The organism is Pseudomonas sp. OV546 (genome assembly GCF_900116845.1).
Classification (GTDB): Bacteria; Pseudomonadota; Gammaproteobacteria; order Pseudomonadales; family Pseudomonadaceae; genus Aquipseudomonas; species Aquipseudomonas petroselini.
This window is the reverse complement of sequence record NZ_FPCE01000009.1, coordinates 87,921-106,714: the sequence shown is the minus strand read 5'-3', so window position 1 is coordinate 106,714 and position 18,794 is coordinate 87,921. Positions and strand designations below refer to the sequence as shown.

Here is an 18,794-nt window from a genome sequence, read left to right as displayed (position 1 = left end):
AGGAGACCAAAAAGAACCACCCGGCAGGCAGCTAGCCCCGCGCGCTGTTTAATCTCGGGAGCCAGTCACTGACCTGGGAAACCCTGAACCTCTCGATAGCGGCGCAGTGTTTCATTCGCGTTGACCCTAAGCCACTCAACTGAACCGAATATCCAACGACCGCAGGTACGTTTGCAGCCCCGCATCTTGAATCGGGATCAGGAATGCCTCCGTGTCTGCCTCATTGAAGTGCGCATGCCAGTAACCGGGCGGGGTCACAAACGCCAGGCCAGGTGACCAGTCAACTCGTACCGGGTTGTGGATCTGCCCATCCACATCCAGCTCAGTACCCACCAACGAGTAACACCCTACCGGGCAATCGATAATGAAATCCAAGGCAATCGATTGATGTCGATGGGGCTTTTGCACCGAACCCGCTGGCAGAATCCCATACATCGCCCACAGCACATGCGTCACCGTGCGCGTCTGTGGAAAGTTGCGATTGCCCAGCAGGATACTGATGCGACTGCGGTCCTGCGCACGCGGGTCGTCGGCTGCTTCACGCAGTTTCGCGTTCGCCACGTCTGCGGGGTAGAGCGTCGGCGCAAAGCGATCACTGCTGCGCGTCACACCCAGGTAGCGCAATAGCGGCTCATCGTGCACATAGTAAAACCGAGCATCCTGCGTTGCACTGAGACATGCCTCCTGCAGGCCCGGCAGCGCAATAAAGCAGCCTTTAGACCATTGAATGGCATGCTCGCCCTGAACCACGCGGCCCTCCCCTGCGATCACATAGAACACTTGTGACGTCGCGTTGGGCTGCAGGTAGAGGGTATCGCCGGCGTTGAGCCGAATGAAGTTCGCGCACAGCCCAGGGCCAGTCGCCGGGCCTTCGCAGCCCAAGGCTTCGCTGAGGTCCAGTGGCACCACCCTGGAGGGGCCGCTGTCATACAGCGAGGCTGGGAAGCTCTGATAGGGAATCCGTGAGATCAAGTTCGCGCTGATCGGATTGGCCGCTTTGCTGTATTCAAAGTACTCGGCGTCGATTGGGTCGGTACGGATCCTGTGCGGTGTGGATTCGCTGTTCATTCGGGTCACCTCAATCTTCGGCTGGGTTGCGCACGGCTCCAAGGGACGCTGCGCGGGTGCATCAACTATAGACACCCTGCAGAATGGGATTAATCCCTTGCGCCGTGCAGCAGTCATGCGAAACGGATATGCTCCGCGTTTATTGCCGATCACTGATACCGGGATGCCAGCCCAGTCTCTGCTGCCCACGCGGTGCATGGAGCCGTATCCTCTCAAGGACGTTTGAACGATGAGTACCCCCGCGCTGGATATCAGCAGCCTGACGCCATTGCCTTACCACCAGCGCGTGGTCGACTACCTGAAAGCCCATGAACCTGTCGTGTGGGATTGGGCCTCGTCCTTGGGCGTTCAGCAGGAACACGCCCAGGATGTACGTGCGCAATTGCTGCGTGACACCTATCGCTTAAGTCCCGAGACCCATCCGCTGGCCTATCAGGCCTGTGAAACGGCATTACAGTGTTTGCAGATCAAGGCACCCGCCACCCTTTACCAGGCTGGCGACGGCGCGATGAATGCGAGCCTGTATTACCTGGCCGGTGAAGTGCATGTGGTGTTCTACGGCCCGATTCTTGAGCGGCTGGACGCCCAGGAGTTGCTGGCGCTGCTGGGACATGAGCTGGCTCATTACCGGTTATGGTCGGAGCACGGTGGCGACTTTCTCACCGCAGAGCGAATTCTCAATCACGCCATGGCCGATGTGAATACGCCGTCCAGCCTGGAACAGACGGCACGTCTATATAGCTTGCACACCGAAATCTATGCCGACCGCGGAGCGGCACTCGTGGCTAATGGGCCAGAAGCGTCGATTACCTCGCTGGTCAAGATTCACACCGGGATTGTCAGCGTGGATGCCGCCAGCTACTTGAAGCAGGCCCGAGAGCTGGATGGCAAGGACGCGCAGCTGTCCCAGGGCATTTCCCATCCGGAGACGTTTTTGCGCTCCCAGGCGGTGGACAGCTGGTGGCGGCAACTCCCGGATACGGATAGCTGGCTGGATCGGCGGTTGCGCGGGCCGTTGTCGCTCAATCGTCTGGACGTGATCGACCAGGTCGAGTTGACCGCCCTCACCCGCAGCTTTATTGCCCATTTCACTGGCTCCCCCGTGTTGCAATCAGAGGTTGTGCTCAATCAGGTGCGCGGTTTCTTTCCCGATTGGAAGGACAACGAAACGCCACTCGACCTAACGACGTTGAATGCCGAGCGTATCGACACCAGTATCCATGAATACCTGCACTTCATCATGCTCGACCTGAGTCTGGTGGACCGCGACTTGCGGGATGAAGCCCTGCTGCACGCCGCGCGCACCGCCAAGAAACTCGGCAGCGCCGATGACTTTATCAGCGTGCTCAAGCGCGATATCAAACTACCCAAACGTGAGCTCGACCCGATCGTTCGCGCGCTCAAAGCGGAGGTCGACACATGGACCCAGTAAGCCAACCCGTCACGTTCACTCAATTGCTGCAAAGCCACGATGGCGCCGCCGTACCCATCGACGATGTGTTGTTCCTGGCGCTGCCACTGCTGCGTCAGGTGGCACAGCTGCATGAACTGGGACGTGTCGCCCAGCTCAGCTATCTCGATGTGCTGCAAGGGCCGGAACGCGCGTTGCAACTGCGTAATCCTGAAGGTGTCCCGCCGCGGCTGGCGCTGGAAGCGATCAAGCAGGTGCAGCCCAATCCGGAATCGGCGCTGAATGTCGTCGGCAAAGTCCGCCTGACCCGGGACTCGGAAAGCGGCGTGGCCATTACCGACCTGCAAGTCCAGGAGGACCTGCATCAAGCCATCGACCACCCGGTATTCCTCCCGGACCTGCACAGTTGGGAGCATCGCCTCGGGCACCACGATGAGATCACCGACATATTCCAGCTCGGTCAATTGCTGGCGTGCCTGGCATGCGGATTGGATTTCGCCGATATCAATGACCTCAAGACGTTTGCCCGGCACCGCCGCAACCTGTTCCAGCTTAATGGTCGGCTCAACCCGGTGTTGGCCAATCTGATCGTTGAGATGACTGAGCTGAACCGCCATGAGCGCGCCACGGATGTGGGCTCGCTGGCGCGGCGCCTGGAGTCTTGGCGCGAACAGCCAGCCAGCCTGGATGTCGAGCGTGTGTTGGCCCAGGCCGAAGGCCCGGCGTCGCGGCGCACGGTGGTGCTGGATCATCTGCGCAACCGGTTGTTTGACCTTTCGCGCCGCAATCGCCTGCTGTACTTCCGGCCAACCCAGGCCAACGTCAACTTGACCGTGGCCAGCGTTCCGTTGGTGATGCGCATTGAAAGTATCCGGCCCGAAGCGCTGTGCACCTGGCAACCCACCTTCGGCGGGTTCTCCGAACAAGTGCTGAGCGGCAAGCCTGTTGGACTGCAGCAATGGCTGCGGTTTGAAGACCAGACCTGGTTGCAGGCGTCGCTGGAGCGCATCATCCAAGAAACTCGACGTGATCGTGCCGAGTTCGGCTTCAGCAACTTGCGCCTGGTGGTGGCCTTCATGCGCTGGCACAACCTCAAGGACACGCCGGAAGAACGTATTGTTACCCCGCTGCTCTGGCTTCCAGTGGAGTTGAGTCGCAAAAAAGGTGTGCGTGACCAGTTCGTGTTGCAATGCGACGAAACCGAGGCGCAATTCAACCCGGTACTGCGTCATCAGTTGCGTCAGCTCTACGATATCCAGTTGCCGGAAACCGTCGACCTGCAAAAGACGTCTCTGGAAGACATCCATGCTGATATTGCGCGCCAGATCAAACTGACCGAGCCCGGCGTCGAGTTACGCCTGCAAAGCAAACCGCAAATCGAGCTGATCCACCAGAAGGCCGTGCAGCATCTGCACCACTTCCAGCGCCGTCGTGCTCGCCAGCGTTCGGCGATGCCTTTGGTCAAGCCGGATTTCAGCTACGACCGCGAAGATTTCCGTCCGCTGGGCCTGCAACTGTTCCAGCAGAAGGTACTGCCCAGTGAGTTGCCGCTGCGCCTGGCCGTAGGCGCCAAACCCGTGCTGCGCAATCAACACCCTCAGATGGTCGCCAGCAGCGCCGAAAACAGTACCTTCGCCCTGCCCGAGAACCAGGGGCATCGCTACGCCTGGGACATCGACCTGACGCAGGTGACCCTGGCCAACTTCAACTATCGCAAGATGTCGCTGGTGCGGGACTATGCGCAGCTGATCGACGAACCAGCGCAGAACGAAGCGTTTGACCGGATGTTTTCCATCGAACCTCGGGACGTCGAGGTCCAGTCCCCTGACCCCATCCCGTTGCCCGAACAGTGGAACGTGGTCGCCGGTGACGCTACGCAGAATGCCGCCGTCAGCCTGGCCCGTACCGGGCGTAACTTCATCATTCAGGGGCCGCCGGGCACCGGCAAGTCCCAGACCATCACCAACCTGATCGCCGACTACGCAGGTCGCGGCCTGCGGGTGCTGTTCGTCTGTGAAAAACGTGCGGCGCTGGACGTGGTGTTCCATCGCCTGCAACAAAGTGAACTGGGCAACTTGTGCTGCCTGATCCACGACTCTCAGACCGACAAGAAGGCCTTCGTGGGCAACCTGCGCGAGTGCTATGAGCGTTGGATCGCCGGCGATGCGCAGTCGCCGCAGTTGCAAGCCCGGCGCGACACCCTGCTGGCTGGCCTGAGCCAACAACTGGGCTTGATAGAGTGTTTTGAACAGGCAATGGCTGGGGTGCCGGAGTCCTTGGCATGCTCGGTACGCGAGTTGGTACGTCATCTGATTGAACTGCCGCCCGTTGCTGCAAAGCTGCCACCCGAAGCCTTGGAGCGCTTGCCCGAATGGTGTCATTGGCAGGCCCAAAGCGAGCTGACCGGCCGTGTGTATCAAACGATCAAAGAACGTTTCGGCCTCGACAGTTTTGCACGGCATCCTTTCAGCCACTTGGCCTCAAGCCTGATTACCCACGAACATGCATATGGTCAACTCAAGGCGTTCCTTGATGAAGCCAGTGGGCTGATGGACAGTGTCGAGCCGTTCCTGGAGTCATCGTCGGGCCTGCTGTCTGGGGACACCCGCCTGGCGGATGCGTGCTTACTGACCCAGGCCGCGGAACAACTGACCAGCGCCAACCTGGCAACGCACCTCGACCTGCTGGAGCCAGGCTCGCCGGGCTCCCAAGCGTTGCACGCCGAACAGCTGGCGTTGCAGGCATTGACCGTACAGCAACACAACGCCCGTGAATCGACCCACTACTGGCGTGAAAAACTCGCGCCCCAGGATACCCAGGCTGCCCTCGACCTAGCACAGCGGTTAGAAGGCTCGCTGCTGCGTTGGCTGCAACCCGCCTGGTGGCGGCTGCGCAGTGAAGTGCAACGACGCTACGACTTCAGTCAACACGCGATTCGCCCCAGTTTCCGCAGTGTGCTCGACGGCCTGGCCGGCGAGCACCGCGCCACTGCCGAGCTGCACGTCGAGCAGCAACGCCTGCAAGGTCGCTATGGCATCCCGGATATCGACCTGTTCGTGAGCAACCTGCAAGCCCTGCTCCAGCAACTGAGCACATCACCGCTGTTGCGTCAGTGGGTCGAAGGCCTGCGGGGTAATCCGGATTCCCTGCCTGGTGTGCGCCAGGAAGCCAACCTGCGCCAGCCGGTGGCCCGCTTGGCCGAACTGGTCGCGCAACATTGTGTGTTCGACCCGGCGCCGAGCTTGAGCGAGTTGGCGGAATACCTGCGCGATCTGCGCGAAGAACTCGACGAACTGCCCGACACCCTGCCCCTGCTCAATGAGTTGCACCAGGCCGATCCTGTCTGCTTGGCGGTCGTGCAACAGTACGCCTTGGCGCACCGCGCACTGGACGGTTTGATTGCCCAGGAAAACCTGACTCGCCTGTACCGCGCCAACCCGCAGCTGGCGCGCTTCGATGGCCCGGCGTTAAGTTTGGCTGCACGTCAGGTCAGCCAGGCTGAAAGCAGCCTGCTCAAAAGTAATGCTCACGTGCTCAGCGCTACGTTGCACCAGCGTTTTCTGGAGCATGTGAAGCAATCGGCGATGTCGGTGACTCAACTGGACGCCCAAGCCCGTGAGTTCAAGAAAGCCTACGCCAAGGGCCGTCGTGAACTGGAGCATGAGTTGGGCAAGACCATGCGCTATCGCTCTATTCGTGAAATGGCGAGTGGCGACAGTGGCCGGGTGATCAACGACCTCAAGCCCATCTGGTTGATGAGCCCGCTGTCGGTGTCCGACACCCTGCCATTGACGCCGGACCTGTTTGACGTGGTGATTTTCGACGAAGCCAGCCAGATCCCCAGCGAAGAAGCCGTGCCGGCCCTGAGCCGTGCGCAGCAGGTGATTGTGGTGGGTGACGAGATGCAGTTGCCACCGACCAACTTCTTCTCCAGCGCCGGCGACCAGGACGATAACGAACTGATTGCCATGGAGGATGGAGAACAGATCGCAATCAACCTTGATGCCGACAGCCTGCTGAGCCAAGCCGCACGTAACTTGCCGGCGACCCTCCTGGCTTGGCACTACCGCAGTCGCCACGAAGCCTTGATCAGCTTCTCCAATGCAGCGTTCTACGAAGGGCGGCTGATCACCATTCCTGACCGTCGTATCGAGCGCCCTGCCCCGGCTCACGCGGCCCTTGACTCCACGGACGCCCAGGCGGTGGTCCAGGGCGCCGACACGCTGCTGGAAAGTCCGATCAGCTTCTTGAAGATGAGCGACGGTGTCTACCTCAGCCGCAGCAATCTGGCCGAAGCACGCTATATCGCCAATCTGGTGCGTGAGCTGCTGCAACGCGAGACCGGCCTGAGCCTGGGCATCGTGGCGTTTTCCGAGGCCCAGCAAGGTGCCATTGAGCAGGCCCTGGAAGACTTGGCCAGCAGCGACTCGGCCTTTGCCACACGTCTTGAGCGCGAGTACGTGCGTGAAGATGCCGGGCAATTCAATGGCCTGTTCGTCAAGAACCTGGAGAACGTCCAGGGGGACGAGCGTGATGTGATTATTCTGAGCATCTGCTACGCGCCAGGACCAAACGGCAAGATGCTGATGAATTTCGGCCCGATCAACCAGCGAGGTGGGGAAAAACGCCTTAACGTGATCTTCAGTCGCGCCCGTAAGCGCATGGCGATCGTCTCCAGCATCGAATCCGAGGCCATCACCAACACCCACAACGACGGCGCCGCTGCACTGCGTGCGTTCCTGCAGTTTGCCCAGGCCAGTGCCACTGGGGATGCGCCGCGCTCCCAAGGTATCCTCGCCAACCTCAATCCCGGCGCCAAGCAGTCCTTTGCCGTCAGCCTGCCCAAGGACCACCTGCGCAGTGCCCTCGCCGCCGCGTTGCGCAAACGCGGGCATTCGGTCCAGGAATATGTTGGGCGTTCACAGTTCCGCTGTGACTTGGCGATCAGTGACGCCAGCGGCGAACACTTCAGCCTCGGCGTGCTGCTGGACGGCGACACCGCGGCTGCCGCTGACGTGCGTGAGCGTTACATCTTCCGCCCGACGGTACTGCGCAGTTTCGGTTGGAAGATCATCGACGTGCCCAGCCATGACTGGCTGCGCGATCCGGAAGACGTGCTCAATCGCATCGAAACGCTCCTACGGGGTGAGGAAGCCTCTGCGCTGCCAGAACCGGAACAGGCAGAGGAAACTGTCGAGATCGAGGTCGAAGCGCCAATCACCCCTGAAGCGCTACCCTTGATGCGCGAATTCACCTTTGGAGACGGCAACGCCAACAAGTTCTGGCGTATTGGCGTGGCGGAGGCCGAGGTGACGGTGAATTTTGGCCGTATCGGCACCAAGGGTCAGACCCTGATCAAGTCCCTCGACAGCCCTGAACGTGCTTTGCGTGAAGCAGAAAAGCTGATCGCGGAGAAACTTCGCAAAGGGTATCAAGAGCAGGCATGAATGAGAGAAAGGCGCCCAACCCGGGCGCCGATCAACTGGCGGGCCCTGCCCGCCAATCCTGTCCGCCCTCCAACCGTAAACCCACACTCCGTACCTCCGCCCCCGCCTAATGCTGAAACGTCATCATCTCCTATTCGCCCGCATGTTAATCTCGCACCACCACGAATAGACATTGATCGTCACAAGACGATGACCAGAACCAGGAAAGCCCATGCCAAAGATTTCTCACTCAGCCCTGCGCCGCACATTCCGTGAATTGCTTGCCACCCCAACCTGCGTTGAAACCGCTTCCGTCTTTGACCCGATGTCGGCGCGTATCGCCGCTGACCTGGGTTTCGAAGTCGGCATCCTCGGTGGCTCCGTTGCCTCGTTGCAGGTATTGGCCGCACCCGATTTCGCGCTGATCACGCTGAGTGAGTTCGTCGAACAAGCCACCCGTATAGGTCGCGTTGCCCAACTGCCGTTCATTGCCGATGCCGACCACGGCTACGGCAATGCCCTTAACGTGATGCGAACCGTTGAGGAGCTTGAGCGTGCCGGTGTGGCCGCCTTGACCATTGAGGACACGCTGCTGCCTGCGCAGTTCGGGCGTAAATCCACTGACCTGATCTCCATTGAAGAAGGCATCGGCAAGGTCCGCGCCGCGCTGGAAGCGCGTGTTGATCCAGAACTGTCGATCATTGCCCGCACCAATGCTGGCGTGTTGCCGACTGAAGCGGTTATCGAGCGTACCCTGGCTTATCAGAAAGCCGGTGCCGATGGGATTTGTATGGTGGGTGTGGCTGATTTTGAGCACCTCGAGCAGATCGCGGAGAACCTGACGGTGCCGCTGATGCTGGTGACGTATGGCAACCCTAAACTGAATGACGCCAAACGTCTGGCCAGCCTCGGTGTGCGTGTAGTGGTTGCTGGTCACGGCGCCTACTTTGCCGCGATCAAGGCGACCTACGACAGCCTGCGTGCTCAGCGCCAGTTGACCCATAGCACCGATAACCTGAGCGCTACCGAACTGACCCACACGTACACCTTGCCGGAAAACTACGTGGCTTGGGCTGAAGAGTTCATGGACGTCAAAGAGTAAGATTCAAACCGGAACGAGGGGTGCAATGCCCCTCCTTTTCCGATAACGCCTTCATCGAAAACGTCATCCAGCCCACCCGGTAACCTCGGGAACATGACGTTGAAGCCATCACTGCCCTCCTCGGCGATTTGAATGAGCTGCGGCTGACCGTCGACTATCCGTGTGGCGAGGGAGCTTGCTCCCGTTGGACTGCGCAGCAGTCCCTTTAGAACGGGGCCGCTTCGCGCCCCAGCGGGAGCAAGCTCCCTCGCCACAGAAAGCCACCTCATAGCAAGACAGCTGCGCCCTTATAGCTAGCTCCCTCGCTACATCAGCCCACCCAGCCGACTGCGGTTTTGGGAATCACGTCTGACTCATCCAGCTTCGATGCAAACATGCTGACCGCCTCCACCGCATCACGGGTGCTGGTGCGAATCTGCAGGATCACCGAGCCCGCCTGGTCGGCCAGGTTGACGCCGCGTTGTGCGCCTTCCTGGGTCGAACTCATGCTGCTCACCGCATCGCGGGTTTCCGAGAGAATCATCCCGATCATCTCGGCAATTTCCGCCGTTGAGCGGCTGGTCCGCCCGGCCAGTTGCCGCACTTCGTCGGCCACCACCGCAAAGCCGCGCCCCTGGTCACCTGCCCGCGCGGCCTCGATGGCTGCGTTGAGTGCCAACAGGTTGGTCTGGTCGGCGATGCCGCGAATGGTGTTGACGATGGCGGTGATCTGCTCGGATCGGTCGCCCAACTGTCCCACCAGCCGTGCAGACGCACCGATGTTGTCGGCGATGCGGCGCATTTCAGTGGCGGTCTCCTGGATCACCTGAGTGCCATGTTCGGCAAACCGCTCGGTCTCGGACGAGATATGGTAGGCCCGGGAAGCACCACGAGAGTCTTCCTCGAACTTTTCCACGCGTTCGGTGATATCGCTGGCGAACTTGACGATCTTGACCAGCTTGCCGTCGCCGTCGTAGACCGGGTTATAGCTCGCCTCCAGCCACACCACCCGGCCATGCTTGCCCAGGCGCTTGAATTGCCCGGTGAAGAACTCGCCGTTGTTCAAGCGGCGCCAGAAGTCTGTGTATTCGCTGCTGTTGATCAGCACCGGTTCGCAAAACAGGCGATGGTGCTTGCCTTTTATTTCTGCCAACCCATAACCCATGACGTTCAAGAAGTTTGCATTGGCGTCCAGCACTTGGCCGCTCAAATCAAATTCGATCACTGCCATTGCTCGGTCCAGCGCGGCCAGCTTGCTGCGAGTCGCTGCCTCTTGCTCGACTTTGGCGGTGACGTCCAAGGCGTACTTGACCACTTTCAGTACCTGGCCACGCTCATCCAGCACCGGGTTGTAACTGGCCTCCAGCCAGACGGTCTTGCCGTTGGCGTCCACCCGTTTGAAGGTGCCTGACACAAACCTGCCAGCCTTCAGGTCAGTCCAGAACTGGCTGTAGGCCGGGCTGCTGGTCAGCTCTGGCAGGCAGAAGTCACGGTGGGACTTGCCGGCCAATTGATCGGCGCGATAACCGAGGGTCTTGAGGAAGTTGTCGTTGGCCCGCAGCACCTTGCCGTTGAGGTCGAATTCGACCACGGCCATGGAGCGTTCCAGTGCAGCAATCAGTCCTTTGTATTCAGTGGCTTCGGCCGTCCTGGCCGCCAGTTCTGTCTTGAGTGTTGTGTTGAACATGACGTGCCCTCAGCCGTGCGGAAAAACTGGTTTCTTCATTGGCTATCGGCTGAGAAATACACGACTTTATGCGGCAAAAATGTTTATTTTCTGGCGCCAAATTATTGCTGGAAACCGCGTGATTCAAGGCTTTGCGGCGAGCGACGCCAAACGCTCGCGCATGCCGTCGCTGGCGGCCGGGCCGGCCTGCAAAACGCAGTTCTCCAACGACACGATATGCCCCTGTTCGTTCGCCAATATCGGCTGCAGCGGACGCCCGGTGCCCCGCTCCACCAACTCGACACTGGTGCCCTCCTCGGCGTAGTGCCGATTACCCCAGGCCACCAGCGACATCAGCACCATACGAAAGTCCTCACCCTTGGCCGTCGGCACATACTCGTCGCGCGGCGGCCGCTCGCTGTATGGCCGACGCTCCAGCATGCCGGCCTCCACCAGCGCATTAAGGCGGCGCGTCAACATATTGGGCGCGATGCCCAGGCTGCGTGAGAACTCATCGAAACGGCGTAAGCCCTGCAGCGCGTCGCGCATGATCAAGATGCTCCACCACTCCCCTACCCGCTCAAGGCTACGGGCGATGGGGCATTCGTCGCGAGTCAGGGATTTGCGTTGCATGGAAGTTCCTATCGGTCGGTGCAAAGGTGTGTGATGCCATGTTACTTTCATGATGATAGTGACGTCCATAAAGTCTGTACCCTAAACGCAACTGGAGTCGATTGATCATGAGTAAACGCATCGTTGTGACAGGCATGGGCGCGTTGACGCCATTGGGCGCTGACGTGGAGACAACCTGGCGACGCCTGTTGGCCGGGCAGTCGGGCATTCGTCGCTTGCCGCAAGCGTTGATCGGAGACCTGGCCGTGAGCATCGGTGGCCAAGTCCAGAGCGTGCTGCAGGACCCCGAAGCCGGGTTTGACCCCGATCGGCTGCTGGCGGCCAAGGAACAGCGCAAAATGGACCGCTTTATCCTGTTCGCCCTGGCGGCGGCGGATGAAGCCTTGAAGCAAGCAGGCTGGGCGCCTGAGACGCCCGAACAGCAGGCGCGCACGGCCACCATCATTGCCTCAGGCGTGGGCGGTTTCCCAGCGATCGCCGATGCGGTGCGTACCACCGACAGCAAAGGCCCACGGCGTTTGTCACCGTTTACCATCCCCTCCTTCCTGAGCAACATGGCCGCCGGGCATGTGTCGATCAACTACGGGTTGAAAGGCCCGTTGGGTGCACCGGTCACCGCCTGTGCTGCCGGTGTACAAGCCATCGGCGACGCCGCGCGCATGATTCGCGCCGGTGAAGTCGATGTGGCGGTGTGTGGCGGTGCCGAAGCGGCGATCCATCGGGTCAGCCTCGCCGGTTTTGCGGCGGCGCGGGCATTGTCCAGCGACTTCAATGACACGCCCGAACGCGCCTCCCGCCCTTTCGACCAGGCACGCGACGGTTTCGTCATGGGTGAAGGCGCCGGTATTCTCGTCATCGAAGCGCTGGAGCACGCCCTGGCGCGGGGCGCGCAACCGATTGCAGAGTTGGTCGGATACGGCACCAGCGCCGATGCCTATCACATGACCGCGGGCCCGGAGGACGGCGACGGTGCGCAACGCGCGATGGTGCAGGCCTTGCGTCAGGCCGGTATCAATGCGGATCAGGTGCAGTACTTGAACGCCCACGCCACCTCGACCCCAGTGGGTGACAAAGGTGAGTTGGCCGCAATCAGAACGGTCTTCGGTACGGGCGGCAGCCTGGCGATCAGTTCGACCAAATCCGCCACCGGCCACCTGCTCGGAGCGGCGGGCGGGATCGAAGCCATCTTCACCGTACTCGCCCTGCGCGACCAAGTGGCTCCGGTGACGCTCAACCTGGAAAACCCCGACGCCCTTGCTGACGGTCTGGACCTGCTGCGTGGTCAAGCCCGGCCAATGCCGATTGAGTACGCGCTGTCCAATGGCTTCGGCTTTGGCGGCGTGAATGCGAGCGTACTGTTCCGCCGCTGGGCGTAGTTTGCCCCCTCCGTCATTTTCGGGGACCATGGCGCCTTTCTGAACCTGCCAACGAGAGGCGCCCATGGCCAACCACGACCTGCACTACACCCCGGACCCGGATGCCGATTCGATTTCTTCCGACGTGATCGGCTTCAACGGCATCCTGGTGTCCACCCAGATCCCGACCCGCGCCGACGGCAGCCTGGAACTGGGCGACATCACCCAGCAGAGCGAATGCACCCTTCAAGCCCTGAAAGTCGCCCTGGAAAAGGCCGGCAGCGGCATGGACCGGGTGATGCACCTGACCATTTATCTGACGGACATGGCCGACCGCGCCGCTTTCAACGAGGTCTACAAACGCTTCTTCGCCAAGCCCTGGCCGGTGCGTGCGGCAGTTGGCGTGGCCGCGTTGGCGGTAGAGGGTATGCGCGTGGAAGTCACCGCGATGGCTGCCAAAGCCTGAGTCAGGCTCCACCAGCGGTCACAATCGGACAATGCGCGGATGCTTGTAGGGGTTTTCATCGCTACAATGCCCGCCTCGACCGTGACAAGCCTGACTAAAAAAACTATGTCCTTGCCCAAGCACCACCTGGAATTGCTCAGCCCTGCCCGCGATGTCGCCATCGCACGCGAGGCCATTTTGCACGGCGCCGACGCCATCTACATTGGCGGGCCTAGCTTCGGCGCCCGCCATAACGCCTGTAACGACGTGAGCGACATTGCTTCCTTGGTGGAATTCGCCCGCCGTTACCACGCCCGCGTCTTCACCACCATCAACACCATCCTGCACGACAACGAACTGGAACCCGCGCGCAAGCTGATCCATCAGCTCTACGACGCCGGTGTCGACGCGTTGATCGTGCAAGACCTGGGCGTGATGGAGCTGGATATTCCGCCCATCGAGCTGCACGCCAGCACCCAGACCGACATTCGCACCCTGGCCCGCGCCAAGTTTCTCGACCAGGCCGGTTTCTCGCAGTTGGTATTGGCCCGTGAGCTGAACCTGCAAGAGATCCGCGCCATTGCCGACGAAACCGAGGCCGCCGTTGAGTTCTTCATCCACGGCGCCCTGTGCGTGGCATTCTCCGGCCAGTGCAACATCTCGCACGCGCAGAACGGCCGCAGCGCCAACCGTGGCGATTGCTCCCAGGCCTGCCGCCTGCCGTACACCTTGAAAGATGACCAGGGCCGCGTCGTGGCCTTTGAAAAGCACCTGCTGTCGATGAAAGACAACAACCAGAGCGCCAACCTGCGCGCCCTGGTCGAAGCCGGCGTGCGTTCGTTCAAGATCGAAGGCCGCTACAAGGACATGGGCTATGTGAAGAACATCACCGCCTATTACCGTCAGCGCCTCGACGAGATTCTCGAAGACCGCCCGGACCTGGCCCGTGCTTCCAGCGGCCGCACCGCGCACTTCTTCCTGCCCGACCCGGAAAAAACCTTCCACCGTGGCAGCACCGACTATTTCGTCAGTGACCGTAAGATCGACATCGGCGCCTTCGACACCCCGACCTTCACCGGCCTGCCGGTGGGCGTGGTGGAAAAAGCCGGCAAGCGCGACCTGCAAGTGGTCACCCATGAGCCGCTGTCCAATGGCGACGGCCTGAATGTGCTGGTCAAACGCGAAGTGGTGGGTTTCCGCGCCAACATCGCCGAGCCTAAAGGTGAGTTCGAGGAAGACGGCGAGAAGCGCTACCGCTACCGCGTCGAGCCGAATGAAATGCCGGCCGGCCTGCATCAACTGCGCCCGAACCACCCGCTGAACCGCAACCTCGATCACAACTGGCAACAGGCGCTGTTGAAGACCTCGTCCGAGCGCCGTATCGGCCTGTCCTGGGTTGCTCGTTTGCGTGAAGAGCAGCTTGAAGTCGTCGCCACCAGTGAAGAAGGCATCAGCGCCAGCGTCACCCTGCGCGGCCCGTTTGGTGTGGCCAACAAGCCGGAACAGGCGCTGGACACCCTGCGTGACCTGCTCGGCCAACTGGGCACTACCGAGTACCACGCGACGAACATTCAGCTGGATGCGCCGCAGGCGTTCTTCATCCCCAATTCGCAGCTCAAGGCCTTGCGCCGCGAAGTGATCGAGGCGCTGACCACCGCTCGCATCGCCGCTCACCCACGCGGTGGCCGCAAGGCAGAAACCTCGCCGCCGCCGGTCTACCCGGATGCGCACCTGTCGTTCCTGGCTAACGTCTACAACCAGAAAGCCCGTGATTTCTACCACCGGCACGGTGTGAAGCTGATCGACGCCGCCTTCGAAGCCCACGAAGAAACCGGCGAAGTCCCGGTGATGATCACCAAGCACTGCCTGCGCTTCTCGTTCAACCTGTGCCCTAAACAGGCCAAGGGCGTGACGGGCGTGAAGACCAAGGTCGCGCCGATGCAGTTGATCCACGGCGACGAAGTGCTGACCCTGAAGTTCGACTGCAAACCCTGCGAGATGCACGTGGTGGGCAAGATCAAGGGGCACATCCTCGGGCTACCGCAGCCGGGCAGCGTGGTGGAGCATTTCAATCCGGAAAATATCATCTTTCAGGGCACGCACTAACCCTGCGGGAGCGGGGCCACCACCAGCCCCGCTGCAACCCTGCAGCCGCCAATAGAATGGCCGCCACCCCCAGCCATTGCAGCCAGCCCAGGCGATGCCCGAAGGCGATCCAATCAACGAAGATCGCCGCAATCGGGTAGATAAATGACAGTGCGCCGGTAATGGCCGTGGGCAGCTTCTGGATCGCCCCGTACAGCAATACATACATCAAACCGGTGTGCACCACGCCGAGCGTCACCACTGCCGTCCAGGCGTTGGTCGAGTCCGGCAGGCTATGCCAAGGCACCCTCGGCGCGAGTAACAGCGCGCCGGTGGTCACCTGGATCAACGCCATCAAATGCGGCGGCACTTCTTTTAGACGTTTGATGATCAGCGCCGCTATGGCGTACAGGAAGGCCGCGCCCAATGCCAATGCGATGCCTGCCAGGTAATCGTCGCCGGTCTGTTGATCGCCATGAGCGGTGACAATCGCCAGCATCCCCAGGAACGCCACGCTCAGCCACGCCAATTTCTGCACGGTGATCTTTTCACCCAGGAACAGCGCTGCCAGCATCACCAACAAGAACGGCTGCACGTTGTACACCGCCGTGCTGATGGCAATCGACGCGCGGGAATAGGATTCGAACAACAGCAGCCAGTTGCCGACTATCGCCACGCCGCTGAGCATCGCCAGGCCCAACGTGGCCCAACTCAGCAGGTCCAGGCGCAAGTAGCCCAGCAGTGCGCACACCAGCAACAGTGTCAGGCCGCCGATGACACAGCGCCAGAACACCACTTCGATCACCGACACGTCGGAGACCAAGACAAACCAGCCAATGGTGCCCGAGATCAGCATGGCGGCGACCATTTCCCACGACCCGCGACGGGTGGATGTATCCATGATTGAGGCTCCTCAAGTGAGGCTCAAGTATGGCAATCTGCGGGTCAGTGGCTCCAGCGACTAAAAAAGGCAAAACCGCCAGATCACCTTTTCTTATTAGGCAAATACCATGATCGACACCATCGACCAGCAACTGATCGCCGCCTTGATGGACGACTCGCGCCTGTCCCTCAAGGCCCTGGCGGGCATCACCGGGCTGTCGTCACCCAGCGTTGGCGAACGCCTGCGCCGCCTGGAAGAGCGCGGCGTGCTCACCCACTACACCGTCGACATCGACCCCAAGCACTTTGGCTACCTGCTGCAAGCCATCGTGCGCATCCGCCCGTTGCCGGGCAAATTGCAGGAGGTGGAGCGCCAGATCCAGGCCATCCCCGAATTCACCGAGTGCGACAAGGTCACGGGCGAAGACTGCTTCATCGCGCGGTTGCACGTGCGCACCATGGACCATCTCGACAGTTTGCTCGACCGGATCAACGCGTATGCCGAAACCAACACGGCGATCGTCAAGAAAACCCCGGTGAAACGGCGCTTGCCGCCGCTGTGTGACTAGTCGCTGAAGTGCGCAGCATCGCGACATATGGGCCTGATGTGATCCGTTGCGGGTTCAGTCAGATAGATCCAGTTGTGGCTATTTGCTATCTTTTCGAGACAGGTATTCTAGGGACGTAGTATGAGTTTAAAAGAAGATTGGGACGAAATGCTCAGTCATATGAAGACAGGCAATTCACTTTTTAAGGTTTACTCAGTCATTCCGATTATTGCGATGGTCAACTCACTGGCATCGTTGTCGGATGGCATCGTCAAGTGGAGGGGGATATTCAGAGACACGCTGAGCGTCTACCAATTGTGGATCAGGGATCCGGTGACGGAGCTGTTCTCACTGGCAGATATTCATCTCACAAAAAGCTCCATGGACTTTTTACTGTCGATGCTGATTATATTGGCTTGTTGGTTCAGATCGATGATTGCCGGAACGGACTGGACAAACAAGGCAGAAGCAGCAGGGACGAGGGCCGCGATAGCATTCACCGCCTGTGTACTCCTGATTGCCCCGTTCTACCTAAACAACAGCCAACAAACGCTATCAACCACAGAAATGCTATTCATGGCGGCATTCTGGGCATTCGCGCCGCTTATAGGTAGCAACCGAAAGTTCTTCAAGCATTACTTCATCCTCTTGGGCACCAGTGCGACCTGTATCGTCGTTTTGGCCATGATTAATATTGGCTTGACGAAGCCCCTGTAGCCTCCATGCTCGCGGGGCTCAATCCCTGAGCTGCCGGAAGTAAGCCTTGGAACATGCTATAACGGGCGTGCAGATTCACTTCTAGCGCGCTGTCCGGCTTATAGCGCGCCTTGACAGACATCCCTGCCGCTAATAATGGCTCACCCTGCCCAATCGCCATAAACCCCAACTTGGCCGCACCAATGCAGGCACTCAACTCACTGCCGTGCAAGGTGAAGACCTCCCGCTGCAGGATATTGGCCAACAACTGCGCCCAATATTCACTCCGCGCGCCGCCGCCGACCAGGGCGCAGGCGCCGAAGTTGGCCCCGGCGGACTCCACCGCGTGCAACGCATCCAGCAAACCAAACCCCACCCCTTCCATCACCGCATAACCCAGCATGGCTGGCGTGCAGTCATGGCCAAGGCTCATAAAGCCACCGCGCAATAACGGGTCGTTATGCGGCGTGCGTTCACCGGCGAGGTAAGGCAGGAACAAGGGCGTGTCCAGGGGCACCGGGCGCCCCATCGGCAATTGCGCCTGCACCTGATCCAACAGTGTTTGTTCATCCGGCATGCCCGTCAGGCGCGTCACCCAGCGCAGGCAACTGGCGCCGGCGAGCATCGCGCCCATGGTGTACCAGCGGTCCGGCAGTGCATGGCAGAAGCTGTGTACCGCGCTGGCCGGGTTGCCGGCGGCGTGGTCGGTGATGGCGACGATGGCCGCGCTGGTGCCCAGGGTGATAAACCCGTCCCCTGCATTGATTGCACCGATACCCACCGCCGCCACCGGGTTATCGCCACCGCCGCCGGCGATAACGACCGAAGCAGGCAAGCCCAGTCCGTCCACGTTTAACCCAGCGCTGGCGGCACCGCCTTCCACCAACCTGGGCATCTGCTCAAGCGTGAGGCCTGTTGCTCGCAGCATCGGGACGAACCACTCACGCCGTGCCACATCCAGCCACAACGTACCTGCAGCGTCGGACATTTCGCTGATACGCTCGCCACTCAAGCGCAAACGCAGGTAATCCTTGGGTGACAACACGCAGTCGATGGCCTTGAACACCGCTGGCTCATGCTGTTGCAGCCACAGCAGTTTCGGCGCGGTCAGCCCGGCCATCGGCAAGCTGCCGGTCACGTCCGCGAACGTCGCGCCCAGTTGCTCGGCCTCGGCGATGGCGCGGGAGTCATCCCACAGGATCGCCGGGTACAACACGCGGTTGTCAGCCCCCAGCAATACCGCGCCGTGCATCTGCCCGGACAGGCCGATACAGGCCACGTGGGCAAACGCCGCATGCCCACGCAACTCGGTCAGCGCCTGTAAACACGCCTGCCACCAGTCTTCCGGCGCCTGCTCGGACCAGCCGCTATGGCGCCGCGACACACTCAGGCGCACGCCGGCGTGGGCCAGCACCTGCCCCTCGAGGTCCATCAGGATGGCCTTGAGTTCCGAGGTGCCGAGGTCAATGCCGAGGGAAACAGGACGGCTCATATGCAG

General features: G+C 60.7%; 12 protein-coding genes and 2 pseudogenes. 8 read left to right on the top strand and 6 right to left on the bottom strand.

Features of this window, described 5'->3' with window-relative positions:
• Positions 1-135 precede the first annotated feature (135 nt).
• Entirely contained in the window at positions 136-1,068 is a 933-nt protein-coding gene (locus tag BM403_RS20565) for a cupin domain-containing protein (protein ID WP_093544471.1), read from the bottom strand.
• 229 nt (positions 1,069-1,297) lie between these two features.
• Here BM403_RS20565 and BM403_RS20560 point away from each other — a divergent pair, with 229 nt between their 5' ends.
• From BM403_RS20560 to BM403_RS20550, 3 genes are all read left to right on the top strand, one after another.
• A complete protein-coding gene (locus tag BM403_RS20560; protein WP_093544468.1) occupies positions 1,298-2,500 on the top strand; it encodes a M48 family metalloprotease in 1,203 nt (400 codons plus the stop codon).
• Entirely contained in the window at positions 2,488-7,926 is a 5,439-nt protein-coding gene (locus BM403_RS20555) for a WGR domain-containing protein (protein ID WP_093544465.1), read from the top strand. Before BM403_RS20560 ends, BM403_RS20555 begins: the two co-directional genes overlap by 13 nt.
• A 211-nt stretch (positions 7,927-8,137) precedes the next feature.
• On the top strand, positions 8,138-9,007 hold the full coding sequence (locus tag BM403_RS20550; RefSeq protein ID WP_012724281.1) for an isocitrate lyase/PEP mutase family protein: 870 nt from the start codon (positions 8,138-8,140) through the stop codon (positions 9,005-9,007).
• Between the two features lie 310 nt (positions 9,008-9,317).
• Here the strand turns inward: BM403_RS20550 and BM403_RS32585 are convergent.
• The 3 genes and pseudogenes from BM403_RS32585 to BM403_RS20535 form a co-directional block, all read right to left on the bottom strand.
• Positions 9,318-9,794 (bottom strand): annotated as a pseudogene (locus BM403_RS32585) (methyl-accepting chemotaxis protein); the annotation flags it as partial.
• Positions 9,795-9,905: 111 nt separating this feature from the next.
• Positions 9,906-10,673, bottom strand: a pseudogene (locus BM403_RS32580) (PAS domain-containing protein); the annotation flags it as partial.
• Positions 10,674-10,796: 123 nt separating this feature from the next.
• The gene (locus BM403_RS20535) at positions 10,797-11,285 is read right to left on the bottom strand and encodes a winged helix-turn-helix transcriptional regulator (protein ID WP_093544456.1); all 489 of its coding nucleotides are present in this window, start codon (positions 11,283-11,285) and stop codon (positions 10,797-10,799) included.
• Between the two features lie 107 nt (positions 11,286-11,392).
• Between BM403_RS20535 and fabF the strand changes: the two genes are divergently transcribed.
• From fabF to BM403_RS20520, 3 genes are all read left to right on the top strand, one after another.
• Entirely contained in the window at positions 11,393-12,661 is a 1,269-nt protein-coding gene (gene fabF, locus BM403_RS20530; protein WP_046036328.1) for a beta-ketoacyl-ACP synthase II, read from the top strand.
• 64 nt (positions 12,662-12,725) lie between these two features.
• Entirely contained in the window at positions 12,726-13,106 is a 381-nt protein-coding gene (locus tag BM403_RS20525; RefSeq protein WP_012724285.1) for a RidA family protein, read from the top strand.
• A gap of 105 nt (positions 13,107-13,211) precedes the next feature.
• The gene (locus BM403_RS20520) at positions 13,212-15,191 is read left to right on the top strand and encodes a peptidase U32 family protein (RefSeq protein WP_012724286.1); all 1,980 of its coding nucleotides are present in this window, start codon (positions 13,212-13,214) and stop codon (positions 15,189-15,191) included.
• Here BM403_RS20520 and BM403_RS20515 read toward each other — a convergent pair.
• Positions 15,169-16,071, bottom strand: coding sequence for a DMT family transporter (locus BM403_RS20515; RefSeq protein ID WP_093544454.1), 903 nt, complete (start codon positions 16,069-16,071; stop codon positions 15,169-15,171). The two genes, BM403_RS20520 and BM403_RS20515, sit on opposite strands and share 23 nt — an antisense overlap.
• A 109-nt stretch (positions 16,072-16,180) precedes the next feature.
• On the opposite strand from BM403_RS20515, the gene BM403_RS20510 reads away from it, so the two are divergent.
• Both BM403_RS20510 and BM403_RS20505 read left to right on the top strand, forming a co-directional pair.
• Positions 16,181-16,621 carry an Lrp/AsnC family transcriptional regulator gene (locus tag BM403_RS20510; RefSeq protein WP_012724288.1) on the top strand — a complete coding sequence of 147 codons (441 nt, stop codon included), beginning with the start codon at positions 16,181-16,183 and terminating at the stop codon, positions 16,619-16,621.
• A 120-nt stretch (positions 16,622-16,741) separates the two neighbouring features.
• Complete coding sequence (locus BM403_RS20505; protein ID WP_012724289.1) at positions 16,742-17,317, top strand: hypothetical protein; 576 nt, start codon at positions 16,742-16,744, stop codon at positions 17,315-17,317.
• On the opposite strand, the gene xylB is transcribed toward BM403_RS20505, so the two are convergent.
• Positions 17,289-18,788 (bottom strand): xylulokinase, encoded by a 1,500-nt coding sequence (gene xylB, locus BM403_RS20500; protein WP_093544451.1) that lies wholly within the window; start codon positions 18,786-18,788, stop codon positions 17,289-17,291. The genes BM403_RS20505 and xylB overlap by 29 nt on opposite strands.
• Positions 18,789-18,794: the final 6 nt, after the last annotated feature.

Coding starts and splice junctions, on each gene's coding strand:
- BM403_RS20520 (WP_012724286.1), top strand. CDS start 13,212: ATGTCCTTGCCCAAGCACCACCTGGAATTGCTCAGCCCTGCCCGCGAT.
- BM403_RS20565 (WP_093544471.1), bottom strand. CDS start 1,068: ATGAACAGCGAATCCACACCGCACAGGATCCGTACCGACCCAATCGAC.
- BM403_RS20510 (WP_012724288.1), top strand. CDS start 16,181: ATGATCGACACCATCGACCAGCAACTGATCGCCGCCTTGATGGACGAC.
- BM403_RS20560 (WP_093544468.1), top strand. CDS start 1,298: ATGAGTACCCCCGCGCTGGATATCAGCAGCCTGACGCCATTGCCTTAC.
- BM403_RS20555 (WP_093544465.1), top strand. CDS start 2,488: ATGGACCCAGTAAGCCAACCCGTCACGTTCACTCAATTGCTGCAAAGC.
- BM403_RS20525 (WP_012724285.1), top strand. CDS start 12,726: ATGGCCAACCACGACCTGCACTACACCCCGGACCCGGATGCCGATTCG.
- xylB (WP_093544451.1), bottom strand. CDS start 18,788: ATGAGCCGTCCTGTTTCCCTCGGCATTGACCTCGGCACCTCGGAACTC.
- BM403_RS20515 (WP_093544454.1), bottom strand. CDS start 16,071: ATGGATACATCCACCCGTCGCGGGTCGTGGGAAATGGTCGCCGCCATG.
- BM403_RS20535 (WP_093544456.1), bottom strand. CDS start 11,285: ATGCAACGCAAATCCCTGACTCGCGACGAATGCCCCATCGCCCGTAGC.
- BM403_RS20550 (WP_012724281.1), top strand. CDS start 8,138: ATGCCAAAGATTTCTCACTCAGCCCTGCGCCGCACATTCCGTGAATTG.
- fabF (WP_046036328.1), top strand. CDS start 11,393: ATGAGTAAACGCATCGTTGTGACAGGCATGGGCGCGTTGACGCCATTG.
- BM403_RS20505 (WP_012724289.1), top strand. CDS start 16,742: ATGAGTTTAAAAGAAGATTGGGACGAAATGCTCAGTCATATGAAGACA.